This is a genomic window from Erythrobacter aurantius (genome assembly GCF_023823125.1).
GTDB lineage: Bacteria > Pseudomonadota > Alphaproteobacteria > Sphingomonadales > Sphingomonadaceae > Erythrobacter > Erythrobacter aurantius.
In genome coordinates, this window is sequence record NZ_CP090949.1 from 691,958 (window position 1) to 708,884 (window position 16,927).

Sequence of the window (16,927 nt, forward strand, 5' to 3'; positions counted from 1 at the left end):
TTTGTTGGTTCTCGGCGGGCTTTGAGGGCCGGGGAATTTTTTTAAAATAGGATATGTGTCAATTTCGATTGAAGCCCCATTTGCCCTTTCAAACCAACAGTTTGATCCGGACATAGGCGGCTGACACTGTGTCGGCTTTGTCAATTTCCCTCGCAGGTGCAGCAATGAAGGCTGCGGGGGGTTACAGCCCGATCTTGCGCGCCAGTTCGCGGGCGGCCTCGGTCGGGTTCAATTTGCCTTCACCTTCGCGGTCCACGGCGAAATTGGCCTCGCGCATGGCCTCCACCGAAATCGCGCCCACCAGCGGCTCAAGCGCGCGGGCGATGCCTTCGTCTTCGGCGATACGCGGTGACAGCATCAGCATCGCGTCATAGCTGGGCAGCGCCTCGCGCGGGTCGCTCAGCACCACCAGCCGGTCCGCCGCGATCCGCCCGTCGGAGGTGTAGGCGCTGATCACGTCGGCCTCGCCCGATTTCAGCGCGTTGTACATGAAGGTGGGCGAGAAATTGCGGGTTTCGCCAAAGCGCATCCCATAGGCATCGCGCACCGAAATCCATTCGGGCCGCTCGAAGAATTCGGGATCGCCGCCGACGGTCAGCTGCGGCGCATAGGGCACAAGTTCCTCAAGCGAGGTCACGCCCAGTTCGGCGGCGCGATCCTCGCGCATGGCGAAGGCATAGGCGTTTTCAAACCCGAGCCGCCCCAGCACCCGGATGCCGGTGTTCGCGCGTTCCCATTCGACGATGGTTGCATACATCGCCTCACGCCCGGGATTGTCGTTGCGGCGCAGCTCGTTGGTCCAGATCGTGCCGGTGTAATCGACCGAGATGTCGATGCTGGAGGAAGCGACAGCGCTGTGCACCACCGCCGATCCCAGTCCGTCGCGATATTCGACGGTGTAGCCCGCCGCCTCAAGCTGCGAACCGATCAGCTTGGCGAGGATGTATTGCTCGGAAAATTGCTTGGACGCGATCACGATGGTGTCTTCGTCATCACCGCCCGACTGGTAGGCCAGCGCCGCTGTCACTCCGGCCACCACGGCGATCAGCGCGCCCAGCCACTTCCACCGCTTGCGTTCGTCAATGCCGCGTTCGATCCACCACAGCAGCCAGTCGGCAACCAGCGCAAGGCCAGCGCTCGCAAGGCAACCTGCCACGACAAGCGCCCAGTTCTGGGTCTGGAGCCCGGCAAAGATCGGATCGCCAAGGCTCGGCTGGCCGATCGTGGTCGAAAGCGTGGCCGCGCCGATGGTCCACACGCTCGCGGTGCGGATGCCGGCCATGATGAAGGGCGCGGACAGCGGCGCTTCGACTAGGGTGAGCTTCTGCCAGCCTGTCATGCCGACGCCGTCCGCCGCTTCAAGCACGCCGGGATCGAGATTGGCCTGCGCCGTCACCGCGTTGCGCAGGATCGGCAGCAGCGCATAGAGCGCCAGCGCGAGCAGGGCAGGCAGGAAGCCGAGCGTGGGCAGGTCTTCGCCGAAGACTGCGCGCAGACTGAGCAGGATCGGGAAGAACAGCGCCAGCAGCGCCAGCGCCGGAATGGTCTGGACAAGGCTGGCAAAGCCCAGCGCGATGCGCGAGACGGCAGGCGAACGGCTGGCCCAGACCGCGAGCGGCAGTGCCACCAGAATGCCGAGCCCGATAGCGCTCGCGGCGAGCACGACATGGGCCGCCAGCTTGTCGCCAAGGCCGAGCAGGGTTTCGAAAATCTCGATCACGGTGCGCGCCGCTCCATCGCCGCGAGCCGTTCCGCCTGTTCGCGCGGGACGGCGACCAGCCCTTGCGCGATCTCGCCTCCGGCACCGCCGAGCAGGGCGCGCGGGGTTTCGTCAGCGACCAGTTCACCCTGGCTCATCACCATCACCCGGTCCGCCAGCAGCAGGGCTTCGGCCATGTCATGCGTGACCATGATCGTCGTCAGGCCGAGCGTGTCGTGCAGCTCGCGCACCTTCTGGCCCAGCGCGGCACGCGTGATCGGGTCAAGCGCGCCGAAGGGTTCGTCCATGATCAGCAGTTCCGGATCGCCCGCCAGCGCCCGCGCGACGCCAACCCGCTGGCGCTGCCCGCCAGAGAGTTCATCCGGCATCCGGCTTGCCATCTCCGGTTCCAGTTCGACCAGCGTCAGCAGTTCCGCGATACGGTCAGCGGCAAGTTTCTCACCGGCGAGCCGCGGGCCGATAGCGATATTCTCGCCAACACTGAAATGCGGGAACAGGCCGATGCCCTGAAAGACGTAACCGACCCGGCGGCGCAATTGCGATTGCTTCATCGCGGTCACGTCCTCACCGCCGAACCGCACCCGACCACCGGTGGGTGTCACCAGCGTGTTGACCATCTTGAGCAAGGTCGATTTGCCCGAGCCCGACGATCCGACCAGAGCAACAAAGCTGCCCTTCGTCACAGAGCAACTGACGCCGCCCACCGCCACCACGTCGCCATAGTGGCGTTCAACCTGATCGAAAGTCAGGATCGCGTCAGGGACGCTGCCGGATTGGACGGTGTCGCTGATGGGATGCCCCTTCAGTCGCCTGCTTCCGCAGCATCGGAGGCGGCAGGAGCGATATAGGAAACGCGTTTGATGGCGATGCGCTTTCCGGCGGTGTCGGTGGCGATTGCCTCGCCCTTGTCGTCAACCGGCCCGGTATCCCAGCACGCCCCGCTCCCGGTGTCCGGCTCAAAGCACAGCATCCCATCGCCGCGGCGTTCCCAGCCGCCCTGGGCTGCCAGAGTGCCGTTGCGCAGATCGCGATAGCGTCCGTCGGCATCAAAGAAGGTTGTCTGCACCGCGCCGTCCACACCCACCGTCAGCCAGGCGGTTTCGGAAAAGGAAATGTCGCGGCCTCGCCGTTCGGCTTTGTCGTCTGGCGCAGGGGCTTGTGTTTCGGCAGGGGCGGAGTTGTCTTCGTCCCCGGCCGCGCAGGCGGATACGGCAAAGACGGTGGCCAGCAGCGGCAGGATCGTCGGTGAGTTCAGGCGCATTGCCGCACAAGCCTATAAGCGAAATGGCAATCCGCCAAGTTCCGCGTTCGCGCCGGCAGCGCAGGTCTCATTGGCGCAGCCGTGCAGCCGGTATCGAGATGTGCGTGATCAGGCCGTCCGGTTGCCAATCCTGTGCGATCTTGCCTCCCAATTGATGCTCGATCGCCATCGTGACGAGCCGCGATCCGAAGCCCTTGTCCTGCGGCGGCTGCGTTGGCGGCCCGCCGGTTTCGCGCCATTCGATCCGCACGTCGGCATCGGCTTGTTCGATGGTGATCGAAACCGCACCCTCGGCAACGCTCAGCGCGCCATACTTGGCGGAATTGGTTGCCAGTTCGTGGAACACGAGCGCCAGCGGTGTCGTCGCACGTGCGCCGGTGATGACATTGTCGCCGGTAATGATCACCGCGCTGGAATCCCCCACCCCATAAGGCGACATCAAGACGCCGAGCAGTTCCTTGAGGTTGTCTTCGGGTTCGGGATCGATGTTGAGAGCGAAGTCCTGCGCCCGCGAAAGCGCGCGGATATTGTCGGTGATGCTGGCGGCGAATTCGGACAGCGCCTTGTCGCCGCGTGCGTTGAGCGAGATCAGACCGGTGATCACCGAAAAGATGTTCTTGATCCGGTGCGCCAGCTCTCCCGCCAGCAATTCGCGCTCCTGCGAGATGCTGAAGCGATCATGGATATCGGTGAGCGTGCCGAACCAGCGCGCGGTGGCCGGATCGGCGGTTGACGGGACGGCGCGCGAGATGACCCAGCGAAAGCTGCCGTCGGCAAGGCGCAGCCGCCATTCGTCCTCGAAGAAGGTGGCCGTATCCAGAGCGTGCTGGAACTTGATCGCGGTGGCTTCGAAATCGTCGGGATGGATGATCGTGCGCCAGTCCTCCACGTCTTGCAGCGGGGCCCGCCCGGTGACTTCGCTGAAGCGCGCGTTGAAGTAATCGAAATGCGGGCCGGGCGCTGCTGACCATGCGATATCGGGCACGCTGTCGAGCATGAATTGCAGCCGGTCGGCGCTCTCCTTCAGCTCGCTATCGGCCATGTTGGCCTGACGGTGTGCATGCAGGCGTCGCATCACCGCCTCGGCCAACACCGCCAGCCCTTCGCGCTGGAAGTCGGACAGAGGTTCGCTGCGAGGGACAGTGTCGGTCACGCACAGCGCGCCAAGCGGCGCCCCCTCCGCCGAAATCAGCGGCGCCCCGGCATAGTAGCGCAGATGTGCATCGCCGCGCACCATCGCGAATTCGGCGAAGCGCGGGTCCTGCGTCGCGTCCAGCACTTCGAGCAGATCATGGCCCAGCATGGTATGCGCGCAGAAGCTGGTGGAGCGCGGTGTTTCCGATACGCCTATCCCTTCACCCGTGACGAAACGCTGGCGGTGCGCCTCGACCAGGCTGACAGCCGCACTGGGCGCGTTGCACAGGCGCGCGGCAAAGCGGGTGATGCGGGCCAGTTCCTCATCGCCGGACAGATCATCGGCATGAAAGCCGGAGAGGATGACGAGCCGTTCGTCCTCCTTGCAGAAATCTTTTGCCGGAGGGGTGCCCGTGGGCCATGGCCGTGGTTCGGAAAAGTTCAGCGGTTCGCTCCTTGCATGGCGCTCCAGAGGTATCCCGCATGTGGACATACAGCACGCGCGATTGCCGTCAAACGGTGTTGCGCGGGCATTGGCGTTTGATCGGGGTGTTGCTATGCGCGCTAGATACCGAACAATCATTGCCTGTCAGAGAACATATCATGCGCGCCACCCCCGATTTCGACTTCCAGCTTGGCGAAGCGGCCGAGATGATCCGCGACACCACCGCGCGGTTCGCCGATGAACAGATCGCGCCGCTGGCGGAACGGATCGACCGTGACGATTACTTTCCCCGCGCGGAGCTTTGGCAGGCGATGGGCGAGTTGGGCCTGCACGGCATCACCGTCGAGGAAGAAGACGGCGGGCTCGGCCTCGGCTATCTCGAACACGTGATCGCGGTGGAGGAAGTCAGCCGCGCCTCGGCTTCGCTCGGCCTGTCCTATGGCGCGCATTCGAACCTGTGCCTCAACCAGATCCGCCGCTGGGGGAATGACGAGCAGAAGGCCAAGTATCTGCCCAAGCTGATCAGCGGCGAACATGTCGGCAGCCTCGCCATGTCCGAAGCCGGAGCGGGTAGCGACGTGGTCTCGATGAAGTTGAAGGCCGACGAAGTGCAGGGCGGATACGTTCTCAACGGCACCAAGTTCTGGATCACCAACGCACCCGAAGCCGATACGCTGGTGGTCTATGCCAAGACCGACGGCCACGCCGGATCGCGCGGCATTACCGCCTTCCTGATCGAGAAAGGCGACGAGGGTTTTTCCATCGGCCAGAAGATTTCCAAGGTCGGCATGAAGGGCTCGCCCACAGCCGAGCTGGTGTTCAACGACTGCTTCATCCCTGAGGAACGCATCATGGGCCCGCTGAACGGCGGCGTCGGCGTGCTGATGAGCGGGCTGGATTATGAACGCGTGGTGCTCGCCGGATTGCAGCTTGGCATCATGCAAGCGTGCCTCGACACGGTGATCCCCTACCTGCGCGAGAGGAAGCAGTTCGGGAAGCCGATTGGCAGCTTCCAGCTCATGCAGGCCAAGGTCGCCGACATGTACGTCGCCCTGCAATCGGCCCGCGCCTACACCTATGCGGTGGCGAAGGCCTGCGACGCCGGGCAGACGACGCGATTTGATGCGGCAGGGGTAATCCTGCTCGCGAGCGAGAACGCCTTCCGCGTCGCCGCCGAGAGCGTTCAGGCGCTGGGCGGTGCGGGCTATACCACCGATTGGCCGGTCGAACGCTACATGCGCGACGCGAAGCTGCTCGACATTGGCGCTGGGACGAACGAGATCAGGCGTATGCTGATCGGGCGCGAATTGATCGGGGCTGCGGGGTGAGCTGGCTTCACATAATCGCAGCCGGCTTGATCGTCGTTGCGACAATCTTCCATTCTTTGTTGGGCGAGAAGAAGCTGATCGAGCCAACCCTTGCGGTTGATGATCCGTTTATCAGGGACCCGATGACCCAAGGGATCACTCGGTTTGGCTGGCACTCCTCCAGCGGGTTCTTTTTGCTGACCGCACTCATCCTCGTTCTGCCGGAAACGCCAGAATTGCTAGTATGGGCAACAGGTGGCTTGTGGCTTGTGCTTGGACTTACAAATCTGGCCATGATGAAGGCCAAGCATCCAGGCGGCTTTCTGCTGTCTCTAATCGGACTTTTGATTCTCGCTGGAGAGGTGTTTTGACCGCACCCGATCTGACCACCAAGCTTGACCGCGAAGACCCGGCAGCCAAGGCGCGGTTTGCGCATAACAAGGCGCATGCGAGCGATCTTCGCGCCGCTGTTGCCGAAGCAGCGCTGGGCGGGGCGGGCTATACCACCGACTGGCCGGTGGAACGCTACATGCGCGACGCGAAGCTGCTCGACATCGGTGCAGGCACGAACGAAATCCGCCGGATGCTGATCGGACGTGAGCTGATCGGGGCTGCGGGTTGAGCGGTTTCCACTCGACCTTGCTGCTCGGCGGCAGGCCGATCGATGCAGTCGCACTTCGTGAGGCGATTGACACCGGGTCGTGCCAAGAATTGCAGCCGGGCGACTATGGCACGCTCCAATTTGCAGAAGATGGTGGTGAGCGCCGCACGCTGATGATTGAGGCCATCGGCGGGCACGGCTTTTCGCTGGCCTATGATATTTACAGCCAGCAGCAGCCAATGGCGAATTCCATGTGGTACTCGCAAGGCAAGGAGCATGCGGAGGGCTGGCTGGAAAGCGATGCAGAAGCGACCGTCCCGGCCAGCAGCCTCGTCAGCGGTGAAGAGGCCGTGCGGGCAATAGCCGAATTCCTGAATTGCCCCGTGGCCGCGCCCGCCAGTCTCGCTTGGACTGACAGCAACAATCTCGAATGGCCGGAAGTTTTCTGAGATGCCCACCATCGCCCGGATCATCTGGACTGTCGGGTTTCTGATCGGGACGATCACCCATTCGCTCGATCTCTATCACGGCGGCTGGCTGCCCTATGATTTCCGCCCGCTGCCGTGGAACCTCTACTGGACCAGCCTGACGTTCCTCGATCCGCTCGCCGCCGTGCTGATCTGGGTGCGGGTGCCGAAGGTCGAGGGGATTGGCGTGTGGCTGGGTGTCGCCATCATGGCGTCCAATGTGCTGGTGAACGGCTTTACCGCCTTCATCGCAGGCTATGAGGAATTCTATTTCAGCCTTGCCCTGCAAAGCGTCTTTGCCGCGTTTGTGTTTTTCGCCGCATGGGAGCATTGGCGGGGCAAGGAGAGGCAAGAGAAACAATGACCGCACCCGTTCTTTTGAAAGAGCCCAATGCCAGGCTGACCGGAGCTGCGCGATGAGCGACGAAGATTACGTCTATGACGAAGCATCGGGCGAATGGATGCCAGCCAGCGAATTCGCCACGCGTCAGGCAGCAGAAGACATCGTCGAAGTGCGCGACGCGGTGGGCAATCTGCTGGCTGACGGCGATGCCGTGACGCTCATCAAGGATCTTGAGGTGAAGGGCGCGGGACAAACGCTCAAGCAGGGCACGCTGATCAAGTCGATCCGGCTGACAGGTCACAGCCAGGAGATCGATTGCAAATATCCCGGCATCAAAGGCCTCGTCCTGCGTGCCGAATTCGTAAAGAAACGCTAGCCGACCTTTATCAGTCCTAACCGCAGCATCACTTCTTCGGTCGCAAACCAGTCAAGCGGCTCTCCCGGAACAGCGAAATTGGTCTCATCGATTTCGACTTCCTCTACACTCACCAGATCAACATTTCCGACGCGCACGGCGGTGCCACTGGCAAGCATGTCGGCAAGTGGAGCCGCCAGACTTCCGAGCGGTCCTTGCATGAAAGTCCATATGCGGAACTGGTGAGTGATGGCCTCACCGATCCCGCTGAGGGAGGGGTCGTTGCTGATCGCGAATGAGACATTGCGTTCATCGTCGATGCGATACCCGGTTGCCGGGCGGCCATCGATCATGACATCGCCGACGGGATGGGCGGCAAGCGGCGGTACTTCACCAAGGATCATCGTAAACAGTTCCGGGGTGTAGGTGTTGGCAACCTGTTCGACGATGACAGGGTCCAGTACCCGGATTGCCCCGCCGTCATTAACGAGCAGATAATCAGCGCCCTCGACATGGAGCAGCCATTTCCCTTCGCTGACGAGGTTTCCGCGCATCGCTCCCTCGTCGTTGATCTCGATCACCGAACCGTCGGAATATGTTGCGCGTACATCCGCCTGGGCGACGCTTGGGACTGAAAGCAGGGCAAGCATAGTAAGGAAACGTTTTTTCATGATGGTTCCTTTCTGTGGGCCTTGCGATCGCATGCCGCGAATTGGTTAGCTTTGTCGCAAGCACAATGCTTAACGCCCCCCTCAACACAACGAGTTGGCAATCAAACGAAGTGCGGCTAGTCGATCCTCCATGACCGCACCCGTTCTCACCACCAAGCTCGACCGCGAAGACCCGGCAGCCAAGGCGCGGTTTGCGCACAACCACGCGCTTGCGAGCGATCTTCGCGCCGCTGTTGCCGAAGCCGCGCTGGGCGGGCCGGAAAAGCATCGCGAGCGGCATGTCTCACGCGGGAAACTGCTCCCCCGTGAGCGGGTCGAGCGGCTGCTCGATCCGGGCTCGCCCTTCCTCGAAGTGGGACAGCTTGCCGCAAACGGCATGTATGAAGGCGATGTTTCCGGCGCGTCGATGATCTGCGGGATCGGGCGCGTTTCGGGCCGTCAGGTGATGATCGTCTGCAACGATCCGACCGTCAAAGGCGGATCGTATTACCCGATGACGGTCAAGAAGCACCTGCGCGCGCAGGAGATCGCGCAGGAAAACCGCCTGCCGTGCATCTATCTTGTCGACAGCGGCGGCGCGAACCTGCCCTATCAGGCGGAGGTCTTCCCCGATCGCGAGCATTTCGGGCGCATTTTCTTCAATCAGGCGAACATGTCCGCACTCGGCATCCCGCAGATCGCCTGCGTGATGGGCAGCTGCACCGCCGGGGGCGCCTATGTGCCCGCCATGTCCGACGAGACAGTGATCGTGCGCAATCAGGGGACGATCTTCCTCGCAGGCCCGCCGTTGGTGAAGGCCGCGACGGGCGAGGAGATCAGCGCCGAAGACTTGGGCGGCGGTGATTTGCACGCGAAGAAATCGGGCGTGGTCGATCACCTTGCCGAGAATGACGAGCATGCGCTCACCATCGTGCGCGATATCGTCAGCCAGCTGGGCGCGAACACGGCTGCGGCGAAAGATGTGGCGCTGAAAGACCCGCGCCCGCCGAAATTCGACGCGGAAGACCTCTACGCCCTCATCCCCGAGGATGTGCGCGCACCCTATGACGTAAAGGAAGTGATCGCGCGGCTGGTGGACGGCAGCGAATTCCACGAGTTCAAGGCGCATTACGGATCGACGCTGGTCTGCGGCTTTGCCCATATCTGGGGAATGCCGGTGGCGATCCTCGCCAATAACGGCGTGCTGTTCAGCGAGAGCGCGCAAAAGGGCGCGCATTTTATCGAACTCGCCTGCCAGCGGCGCATTCCGCTCCTCTTTCTCCAGAACATCAGCGGCTTCATGGTCGGCGGGAAGTATGAGGCGGAAGGCATCGCCAAGCATGGCGCGAAGCTCGTCACCGCCGTCGCCACCGCGACCGTGCCGAAAGTCACCGTGGTGATCGGCGGCAGCTTCGGCGCGGGCAATTACGGCATGTGCGGGCGCGCCTACTCGCCCCGTTTCCTGTTCACTTGGCCCAATGCGCGCATTTCGGTGATGGGTGGGGAGCAGGCGGCCAGCGTCCTCGCTACCGTCCACCGCGACGCGGACAAATGGACACCCGAAGAGGCCGAGGCGTTCAAGGCCCCGATCCGCCAGAAATACGAAGACGAAGGCAACCCCTACTACGCCACCGCGCGGCTGTGGGACGACGGGGTGATCGACCCGGTACAGACCCGCGACGTGCTGGGTCTGGCGTTCGCGGCGTGTCTTGAGGCGCCGATTGCGGAACGACCTGCGTTTGGTGTGTTCCGGATGTAATGGATGTCCTCGGACTTTTTTCTGTTCAGCCCGCTTGAACTTCCGCGCGATGATATCCTCAATGCCTTCCTGGCTCAGGGTGGAGCGGCAGAGGGCGATCAGGAATGTCATTACATTCGATTCTTCGGAGACCGGATAATCCTCAACATCGAGGAAGTTCGGAAAGGGCACACTTGGGCCTTCTTCGAGGAAGAGGTGAGAACACGAATTCGGGCGATAATCGGCGAGCCGCGCTGGATGCTTTCCGTAACCTACGGGCCGCCTGCGATTGGCAACGCCGCGCTTTTGGCGCTTCCCGATCTTCCGTCGCTTGCTGTTGAGAATGATCGCGGATTGGTTCTTTCATACGCTGAGGCGCGAATGCGAGCGAAATCCGGACCAGATTGGCTAAACGAATCGGTGCGACCCTAAATCCCCCCACGCTTTCCCTTGCGTAACTCCCCCGAATAAGGTCAGACGTAAAAGCGAGAGAGGGACCACGCTTGAAACACAACGAAACCCGTAACGTCACGCTGCTTTCGCGGATCGTGAACCGGATCATCCTGTTCCTGTACAAGTGGAAGGGCTGGAAGATCGAAGGGCACCTGCCCAAGAACCTCAAGAAATACGTCATCGCCGGCGCGCCGCATACGTCCAACTGGGATTTCGTGTTCTTTGCGGGCGCGACCAAGCATGAACAGGTGCAGCCCAATTTCATGGGCAAGCACACGCTGTTTCAGGGGATCATGAAGAACTTCATGCTCGACATGGGCGGCATCGCGGTGGACCGGACGAAGCGCGCCAATGTCGTCGAGCAGATGCAGGCCGAATTCGAGCGCCGCAACGAATTGGCGCTGGTGATCGCCACCGAAGGAACGCGGTCTTCGGACGGGAAGTGGAAATCGGGGTTCTACAACATCGCCCGCGCGGCGGGTGTGCCGATCGTCCCGGCATGCGCCGACAATGAAAAGATGATCATCAGTTTCGGCGAACCCATGATCCCGACGGGCAATTACGGCGAAGACCTGCTCAAGCTGGCCGAATGGTTCCGCTCCAAACTGCCCGATTACGAGCGGTTCATGGTGCTGGAACAACAGGCGCGCGATATCATTGCGGGGCGCAACGACATCTGAAATCGCCAAGCTGCGCGGCGGGATGCTGCGTCGCACAAAATTCTGTGCTATGCCTTTAAGATGACGGCCCCTTCCCCTATCTAGGGCCGAAATCAGGAGGATCCCCGCCCCATGCCCTTGAGCGAAGAGACCCGCAAGCAGGAGCGCAAGCGCATTGCGAGCATGGTGCTCGATCTCGTCAAGGCGCGGGGGACGGAGATTTCCTATTCGGTCGCCCAGAGCGAAAGCGGGCTGTCGCGCAGCCGGTTCGAATGGGTGTTCGGGGATTATGACGACCTGTTCGATGCGGTCGCCGCGATCTGGCTCGCCCCGCACATGAAGGTGATGGAAGAGGTGCTCGACACCGATCTTCCGCCCAATCGCAAGATGTACGAATTCTTCCGCAGGCGCTTCGTCATCTCGCGCGATCGTTTTCGCGAAGACCCCGAGAATTTCCGGATGCTGTGCGAAATGGGCGCGGCTAATTTCGAACGGGTGCGCAGCTATGTCGATCTGGCCGATCATTATCTGTGCGAAATCATCGTGCAGGCGCAGGCGGACGGGTATTTCGCCGGGCTGGAAATCGACGAGGCGCTGTCGCTGATCAACCAGATGGTGTCGCCCTACACGCTGCCGGATTCGCTGATCTACATCGCGCCCAAACTGTCCGAAGAGAAGCTGGCGCGGATCATCGACACGATCTTCATCGGGCTTTCCGGCGAAACCGGAACACAGGCGCGCGGGCTCAACACGATCCGGGTCGCGTCCTGAACCGCCGGGGCCGCCGCGCTATTTGTCGCGTGGTGTGCGCCGGAATTGCAGGACATTGGCAGGCGGCTTTGGCTGAAGCCTGATCCGCCGTTTTTCCGCCAGCGCGTATTTGAGGCTGGCCCCCACCAGCACGGCAGACACGGCGATCAGCAGGATCGCCCACAACCAGTGCGGCAGAAAAAGCGAGGCTTCGATCTGGCCGGTGTCGGACAGCATCTCGCGCCCGTCGATCATGGCGCTTTCCGAAAACAGGTAGTTCCAGTCGCGCAGCATGCTCATCGCGCCAAGGATACCGAGGAATTGCAGCGTGAAGCGCGCCACCCCGTCCGGAGCCTTCCACGCGATCACCGCCAGCCCCGCCGCGATCAGCGGCAGCACGGCATAGCCCACGGCCGAGCGGACATAGATGATGACCGAGGCGAAGATCAGGATCGCGCTCACCCACAAGGTTGGCCGCCACAGCCGCTGATGCGCGCTCGCGAGGATCAGAGCGGCGCCGAACAGGCTCGGCGCGAGCGGTCCGCCCGCGGCAATCGCGGCATGGACGAATGGCGATGCGTCATGCGCCACCGCGCTTTGCGCAACCCCCGAACCGTCGGCGAAAATCATCAGCTGATCAAACCGCTGGCCCATGATCAGCGCGCTGAGCCCGTGGCCCATCTCGTGAAACCACGTTGTCAGGATCGCGAAGGGATAGATCAGATAGGTGCCGAGCGGCAGCGAGGGCAGCGCGATCACGATGAAACCGGCAAGGATCAGGCGGCCGACCTGCTCCGCCTGACTGCCCGGCTCCACCATCGACTGCACCGGTTCAGCCTTCCCGCATCGCGGCTTGGGGTTGATTGTCGGCGGCGTTGTCGTCCTCCGGGGGGAGCGCCCTGCCGTCGACATCGACGCGGGCGCGATATTTTGCCCTCGCCTCTTCGTCTTCGGCGCGCTGTTCCTGCAAAATGCCCCAGCTGGCAAGGAACAGCCCTGCCACCAGCGGCCCGAGCACTATCCCTGAAAACCCTGCGAGCGAAATTCCTCCCAGCGTCGTGATCAGGATGATCCAGTCGGGAATCCCGGTGTCCCGCCCGACCAGAATCGGGCGCAGGACATTGTCGACGCTGCTGATGATGAGGAAACCCGCTCCCAGCACGAAAACGCCCTGCCACACTTCACCGACCACGATCAGCCATATGCCCGCGGGAGCCCAGACCAACGCCGTGCCGACTGCCGGGATCAAGGCGAGGATCGCCATCAGCACGCCCAGCAACAGCGGCGAGGGCACGCCCGCAATCGCCAGCATGATGCCGCCCAGCGCGCCCTGGATAAGACCGACTACGCCCGACCCCTTGATCACGGCGCGCACGATGCCGAGGAAACGTTCGGCCAGAAGATCGGCAATCTCCCGCTCGATCGGCGCGGAATGCAGGATCGTCTCGCCAATCCGCCCGCCATCGCGCAGCAGGAAAAACAGGACGTAAAGGCCGAGGCCGAAGCTGAGGAAAAAGCCGAATGCGCCGCTGCCGATGGACACCGCCTGACTGGCCAGCATACCGGCGCTGTCACCGAGAATGCCCTGCAACCGCTCCTGCAGGAAAGAGACGTCGGTCCAGCCGTTATCCTCGATCAATTGCTGAAGCGTGGCCGGCAGCAAGGCATAAATGCTTTCGTACCATGCGACGATATCGATCGGGTTTTCTCGGAAGTTGTTCACCAGTGCCAAGGCTTCGTTGATCACCAGTGATCCGATCAACAAGGCAGGCAGAAGCACCGCGATAAAGATGATCGTCAGGGCGAGTGAAGCCGCGAGGTTGCGTTTGCCCCGCGTTTTCCTGAGCGACCATCGGTACAACGGCTGGAACATGATCGCGGCGAGCGCCGACCACATGATCGGTGCTGCAAACGGCCACGCTACCCACATTAAAAGGAAAGACACCGCCGCCAGCAGCAGCAGGAAGCTCCAGTGTTCGAGCGCGGATGTGTCGTTGGGTTCGGCTTCTGACATTTCCGATGATGTCGGGCTTTAGCAGCGAAACATCAAGTCCCTAGAGGGCGGCATAAGCCAGCATCGCGCCAGCCGCCGCAGTCGGCAGCGCGAACAGCCGGTAGACGGACAAGGGAATCCGATCGGCCCACCACACGGCATAGGCGTGGTGCCAGCGCATCGGCAACAGAAGGATCAGGATCGAGCTGGCCAGAATGAACCAGCCGCCGACTTCGAACAGCATTGGCGCCTTCGAGTGTGCGGCACGCAGGATCAGCGCGGCTCCCACCACGGCGCGAGGCACATGCTCACCCAATTGCATCCGCCAGTTCGCGCCCATCTGCGCAAGCCCGTCGCGCGCCGCATCCGGCCGCATGGCACACACCGCCGCGACGAAGACCAGCCATGCTGCGCCAAGCAAGACCACCGCGAGGGCGGCCAGCGCGTTCACACGTCGAGGTTCGCGACGTTGAGAGCGTTGTTCTGGATGAATTCGCGCCGGGGTTCGACAACGTCGCCCATCAGGCGGGTGAAGATTTCATCGGTGACGTCGGCATCCTCGACCTTGACCTGCAACAGCACCCGGTTTTCCGGATCGAGCGTGGTCTCCCACAGCTGTTCGGGGTTCATTTCCCCCAGCCCTTTGTAGCGGCTGATCGATAGACCCTTGCGCCCGGCGGCGAGCACCGCGTCGAGCAACTGGCTCGGGCGGGTGATCGCGTCCTCGGAGATAGCGGTGCCGGTGTCTTCGGTCTCGCCTTCCGCCTCGTCGGCTTCGGGCTCGTCATCCTGCACATCGCCGGCCTTCACCAGACGCACCGCGCTTTCATAGGTCTCGGCTTGCGGCCCGGCGATCGAATGCAGCTTGTGCGCTTCGGTGCTGGTGAGGAAGCGGCCTTCGATTTCGTGGACGTCAGTGACGCCGCGCCATAGCCGCGAGAATTGCACCGTGCCGCTTTCAAGCACGCGCACGCTCCATGTCGCATCGGCATCGCCCGCCTGCAGCTTTGCAGCGGCTGCTTCGAGCACAGCGAGCCTTTCGCCATCGCCAAGCTTGGGATCGAGCGCACCGCAAAGCGCCATCTGTTCGATGATTCCCGTGTCATAGCGGCGCGGGACAAAGCCCATCATGTTCTTCAGCCGCAGCGCCTGATCGACGATTTCGCGCAGGTCAGCATCCGAGCGCGCGCCGCCCGCGGTTTCCAGCACCCGACCTTGCAATCCGGCATCGACCAGATAGCGATCCAGCGCGCCCTGATCCTTGAGATAAACCTCGCTCCGGCCCTTGGCGACCTTGAACAGTGGCGGCTGGGCGATGAAGAGGTGCCCCGCCTTGACGATTTCGGGCATCTGGCGGTGGAAGAAGGTGAGCAGCAGCGTGCGGATATGCGCCCCGTCGACGTCTGCGTCGGTCATGATCACGATCTTGTGATAGCGCAGCTTTTCGAGGTCGAATTCGTCGCGGATGCCGGTGCCCATCGCCTGGATCAGCGTGCCGACTTCCTTGGACGAAATGATCCGGTCAAACCGGGCGCGTTCGACATTCAGGATCTTGCCCTTCAGCGGCAGGATCGCCTGGTACTGGCTGTCACGCCCGCCCTTGGCCGATCCGCCTGCGGAATCACCCTCGACCAGGAAGATTTCGGCCTTGGTCGCATCGCGTTCGCGGCAATCGGCCAGCTTGCCGGGCAGCGAGGCAACGCTCATCGCGCCCTTGCGGCTCATTTCGCGCGCGCGCCGGGCGGCTTCACGCGCGGCGGCGGCGTCTATGATCTTCTGGATGATCGCCTTGGCTTCATTGGGATTTTCCTCCAGCCATTCGTTCATCTTTTCGCCCATCAGGCTTTCGAGCGGCTGGCGAACCTCGGACGAAACCAGCTTGTCCTTGGTCTGCGAGGAGAATTTCGGATCGGGCAGCTTGACGCTGACGATCGCGGTCAGCCCTTCGCGCATGTCCTCGCCCGAAAGCGAGACCTTGGCCTTGCCGAGCATGCCCGAACGATCGGCGTAATTGTTGAGCGTACGGGTCAGCGCAGCGCGGAATGCGGCCAGATGTGTGCCGCCGTCACGCTGCGGGATGTTGTTGGTGAAGCACAGGACGTTTTCGTAATAGCTGTCGTTCCATTCCAGCGCGACGTCGATTCCGATGCCGTCCTTTTCCGCCGACACCGAAATCGGATCGCCGATCAGGGCATCCTTGTTGCGATCAAGCCATTTCACGAAGGCCGCGATCCCGCCCTCGTAATACAGGTCGTGCTCCAGCACTTCCTCGTGCCGCTTGTCGCGCAGGAGGATGCGCACGCCGGAATTGAGGAAGGCGAGCTCGCGATAGCGGTGCTCAAGTTTGTCGAAATCGAATTCGGTAACGTTCTTGAAAGTGTCGTGCGAGGCCTTGAAGGTGACCCGAGTTCCCTTCTTGAAGCCGTTGTCGTCAGGGTTCTGATCGACCTTGGGTGCATCGCCTTTCACTTCGAGCGGGGCGACGGCATCGCCATGCTCGAACCGCATCCAGTGTTCCTTGCCTTCGCGCCAGATCGTCAGCTCGAGCCATTCAGACAGCGCGTTGACCACCGAAACGCCCACGCCGTGCAGACCGCCAGAAACCTTGTAGGCGTTGTCGTCCGATGTGTTCTCGAACTTTCCGCCTGCGTGCAGCTGGGTCATGATCACTTCGGCGGCGGATACGCCTTCTTCCTTGTGCATGCCCACCGGAATGCCGCGGCCGTTATCCTCCACGGAAACCGACCCGTCGGAGTTCAATTCGATCAGGACAAGATCACAATGCCCGGCCAGCGCCTCGTCAATGGCGTTGTCGGAAACCTCGAACACCATGTGGTGCAGGCCCGATCCGTCATCGGTGTCGCCGATATACATGCCGGGGCGCTTGCGCACGGCATCCAGGCCTTTGAGAACCTTGATCGAATCCGCGCCATATTCCCCGCCCGTCTTGGCCTTGGCGGGTGGGTTTTCCTGATTGTCAGAGTTGTTGGTTTCCATGCGCATTATATAGGCGCGCGGGGGGCGAATCCCAACTCTTGGGGCAGATATGAC

Annotated in this window: 18 protein-coding genes; 9 read left to right on the forward strand and 9 right to left on the reverse strand. The window is 62.2% G+C overall.

From position 1 onward, the window contains the following. Positions 1–181 precede the first annotated feature (181 nt). The 4 genes from L1K66_RS03435 to L1K66_RS03450 all read right to left on the reverse strand — a co-directional run bounded on the left by L1K66_RS03435 (position 182) and on the right by L1K66_RS03450 (position 4,608). A complete protein-coding gene (locus L1K66_RS03435) occupies positions 182–1,720 on the reverse strand; it encodes an ABC transporter permease/substrate-binding protein (RefSeq protein ID WP_252259629.1) in 1,539 nt (512 codons plus the stop codon). After that, entirely contained in the window at positions 1,717–2,469 is a 753-nt protein-coding gene (locus L1K66_RS03440; protein WP_407931997.1) for an ATP-binding cassette domain-containing protein, read from the reverse strand. Before L1K66_RS03440 ends, L1K66_RS03435 begins: the two co-directional genes overlap by 4 nt. 53 nt (positions 2,470–2,522) lie before the next feature. Next, positions 2,523–2,981, reverse strand: a complete 459-nt coding sequence (locus L1K66_RS03445) for a hypothetical protein (RefSeq protein WP_252259630.1) — start codon at positions 2,979–2,981, stop codon at positions 2,523–2,525. Between the two features lie 67 nt (positions 2,982–3,048). Next, positions 3,049–4,608 carry a sensor histidine kinase gene (locus L1K66_RS03450; protein ID WP_252259631.1) on the reverse strand — a complete coding sequence of 520 codons (1,560 nt, stop codon included), beginning with the start codon at positions 4,606–4,608 and terminating at the stop codon, positions 3,049–3,051. A gap of 110 nt (positions 4,609–4,718) precedes the next feature. On the opposite strand from L1K66_RS03450, the gene L1K66_RS03455 reads away from it, so the two are divergent. Genes L1K66_RS03455 through L1K66_RS03480 form a run of 6 tightly spaced genes read left to right on the forward strand, consistent with a single transcriptional unit; the run spans position 4,719 to position 7,654 of the window. Next, the gene (locus L1K66_RS03455) at positions 4,719–5,888 is read left to right on the forward strand and encodes an isovaleryl-CoA dehydrogenase (protein ID WP_252259632.1); all 1,170 of its coding nucleotides are present in this window, start codon (positions 4,719–4,721) and stop codon (positions 5,886–5,888) included. Next, positions 5,885–6,238 carry a hypothetical protein gene (locus tag L1K66_RS03460; protein WP_252260598.1) on the forward strand — a complete coding sequence of 118 codons (354 nt, stop codon included), beginning with the start codon at positions 5,885–5,887 and terminating at the stop codon, positions 6,236–6,238. The genes L1K66_RS03455 and L1K66_RS03460 overlap by 4 nt, the downstream gene beginning before the upstream one ends. Further along, complete coding sequence (locus L1K66_RS03465) at positions 6,130–6,489, forward strand: acyl-CoA dehydrogenase family protein (RefSeq protein WP_252260581.1); 360 nt, start codon at positions 6,130–6,132, stop codon at positions 6,487–6,489. Before L1K66_RS03460 ends, L1K66_RS03465 begins: the two co-directional genes overlap by 109 nt. Beyond that, a complete protein-coding gene (locus tag L1K66_RS03470) occupies positions 6,486–6,917 on the forward strand; it encodes a hypothetical protein (RefSeq protein WP_252259633.1) in 432 nt (143 codons plus the stop codon). The genes L1K66_RS03465 and L1K66_RS03470 overlap by 4 nt, the downstream gene beginning before the upstream one ends. A gap of 1 nt (position 6,918) precedes the next feature. Further along, on the forward strand, positions 6,919–7,299 hold the full coding sequence (locus L1K66_RS03475; RefSeq protein ID WP_252259634.1) for a hypothetical protein: 381 nt from the start codon (positions 6,919–6,921) through the stop codon (positions 7,297–7,299). A 52-nt stretch (positions 7,300–7,351) separates the two neighbouring features. Further along, on the forward strand, positions 7,352–7,654 hold the full coding sequence (locus L1K66_RS03480) for an alkylphosphonate utilization protein (protein WP_252259635.1): 303 nt from the start codon (positions 7,352–7,354) through the stop codon (positions 7,652–7,654). Here the strand turns inward: L1K66_RS03480 and L1K66_RS03485 are convergent. Further along, entirely contained in the window at positions 7,651–8,304 is a 654-nt protein-coding gene (locus tag L1K66_RS03485; RefSeq protein WP_252259636.1) for a hypothetical protein, read from the reverse strand. The two genes, L1K66_RS03480 and L1K66_RS03485, sit on opposite strands and share 4 nt — an antisense overlap. Positions 8,305–8,434: 130 nt before the next feature. On the opposite strand from L1K66_RS03485, the gene L1K66_RS03490 reads away from it, so the two are divergent. The 3 genes from L1K66_RS03490 (at position 8,435) to L1K66_RS03500 (ending at position 11,904) form a co-directional block, all read left to right on the forward strand. After that, on the forward strand, positions 8,435–10,042 hold the full coding sequence (locus L1K66_RS03490; RefSeq protein ID WP_252259637.1) for a carboxyl transferase domain-containing protein: 1,608 nt from the start codon (positions 8,435–8,437) through the stop codon (positions 10,040–10,042). A gap of 482 nt (positions 10,043–10,524) precedes the next feature. Then, positions 10,525–11,154: a lysophospholipid acyltransferase family protein gene (locus tag L1K66_RS03495; RefSeq protein WP_252259638.1), complete on the forward strand. Its 630-nt coding sequence runs from the start codon at positions 10,525–10,527 to the stop codon at positions 11,152–11,154. Between the two features lie 111 nt (positions 11,155–11,265). Continuing rightward, the gene (locus tag L1K66_RS03500; RefSeq protein ID WP_252259639.1) at positions 11,266–11,904 is read left to right on the forward strand and encodes a hypothetical protein; all 639 of its coding nucleotides are present in this window, start codon (positions 11,266–11,268) and stop codon (positions 11,902–11,904) included. 18 nt (positions 11,905–11,922) lie between these two features. Here L1K66_RS03500 and L1K66_RS03505 read toward each other — a convergent pair whose 3' ends face one another. The 4 genes from L1K66_RS03505 to gyrB are packed head-to-tail and all read right to left on the reverse strand — an operon-like array spanning position 11,923 to position 16,873. Further along, positions 11,923–12,702: a M50 family metallopeptidase gene (locus L1K66_RS03505; protein WP_252260582.1), complete on the reverse strand. Its 780-nt coding sequence runs from the start codon at positions 12,700–12,702 to the stop codon at positions 11,923–11,925. Positions 12,703–12,715: 13 nt separating this feature from the next. Beyond that, entirely contained in the window at positions 12,716–13,897 is a 1,182-nt protein-coding gene (locus tag L1K66_RS03510; RefSeq protein WP_252259640.1) for an AI-2E family transporter, read from the reverse strand. Between the two features lie 40 nt (positions 13,898–13,937). Next, a complete protein-coding gene (locus L1K66_RS03515; RefSeq protein WP_252259641.1) occupies positions 13,938–14,327 on the reverse strand; it encodes a hypothetical protein in 390 nt (129 codons plus the stop codon). Then, entirely contained in the window at positions 14,324–16,873 is a 2,550-nt protein-coding gene (gyrB, locus tag L1K66_RS03520; RefSeq protein ID WP_252259642.1) for a DNA topoisomerase (ATP-hydrolyzing) subunit B, read from the reverse strand. Before gyrB ends, L1K66_RS03515 begins: the two co-directional genes overlap by 4 nt. Between the last annotated feature and the right edge of the window lie 54 nt (positions 16,874–16,927).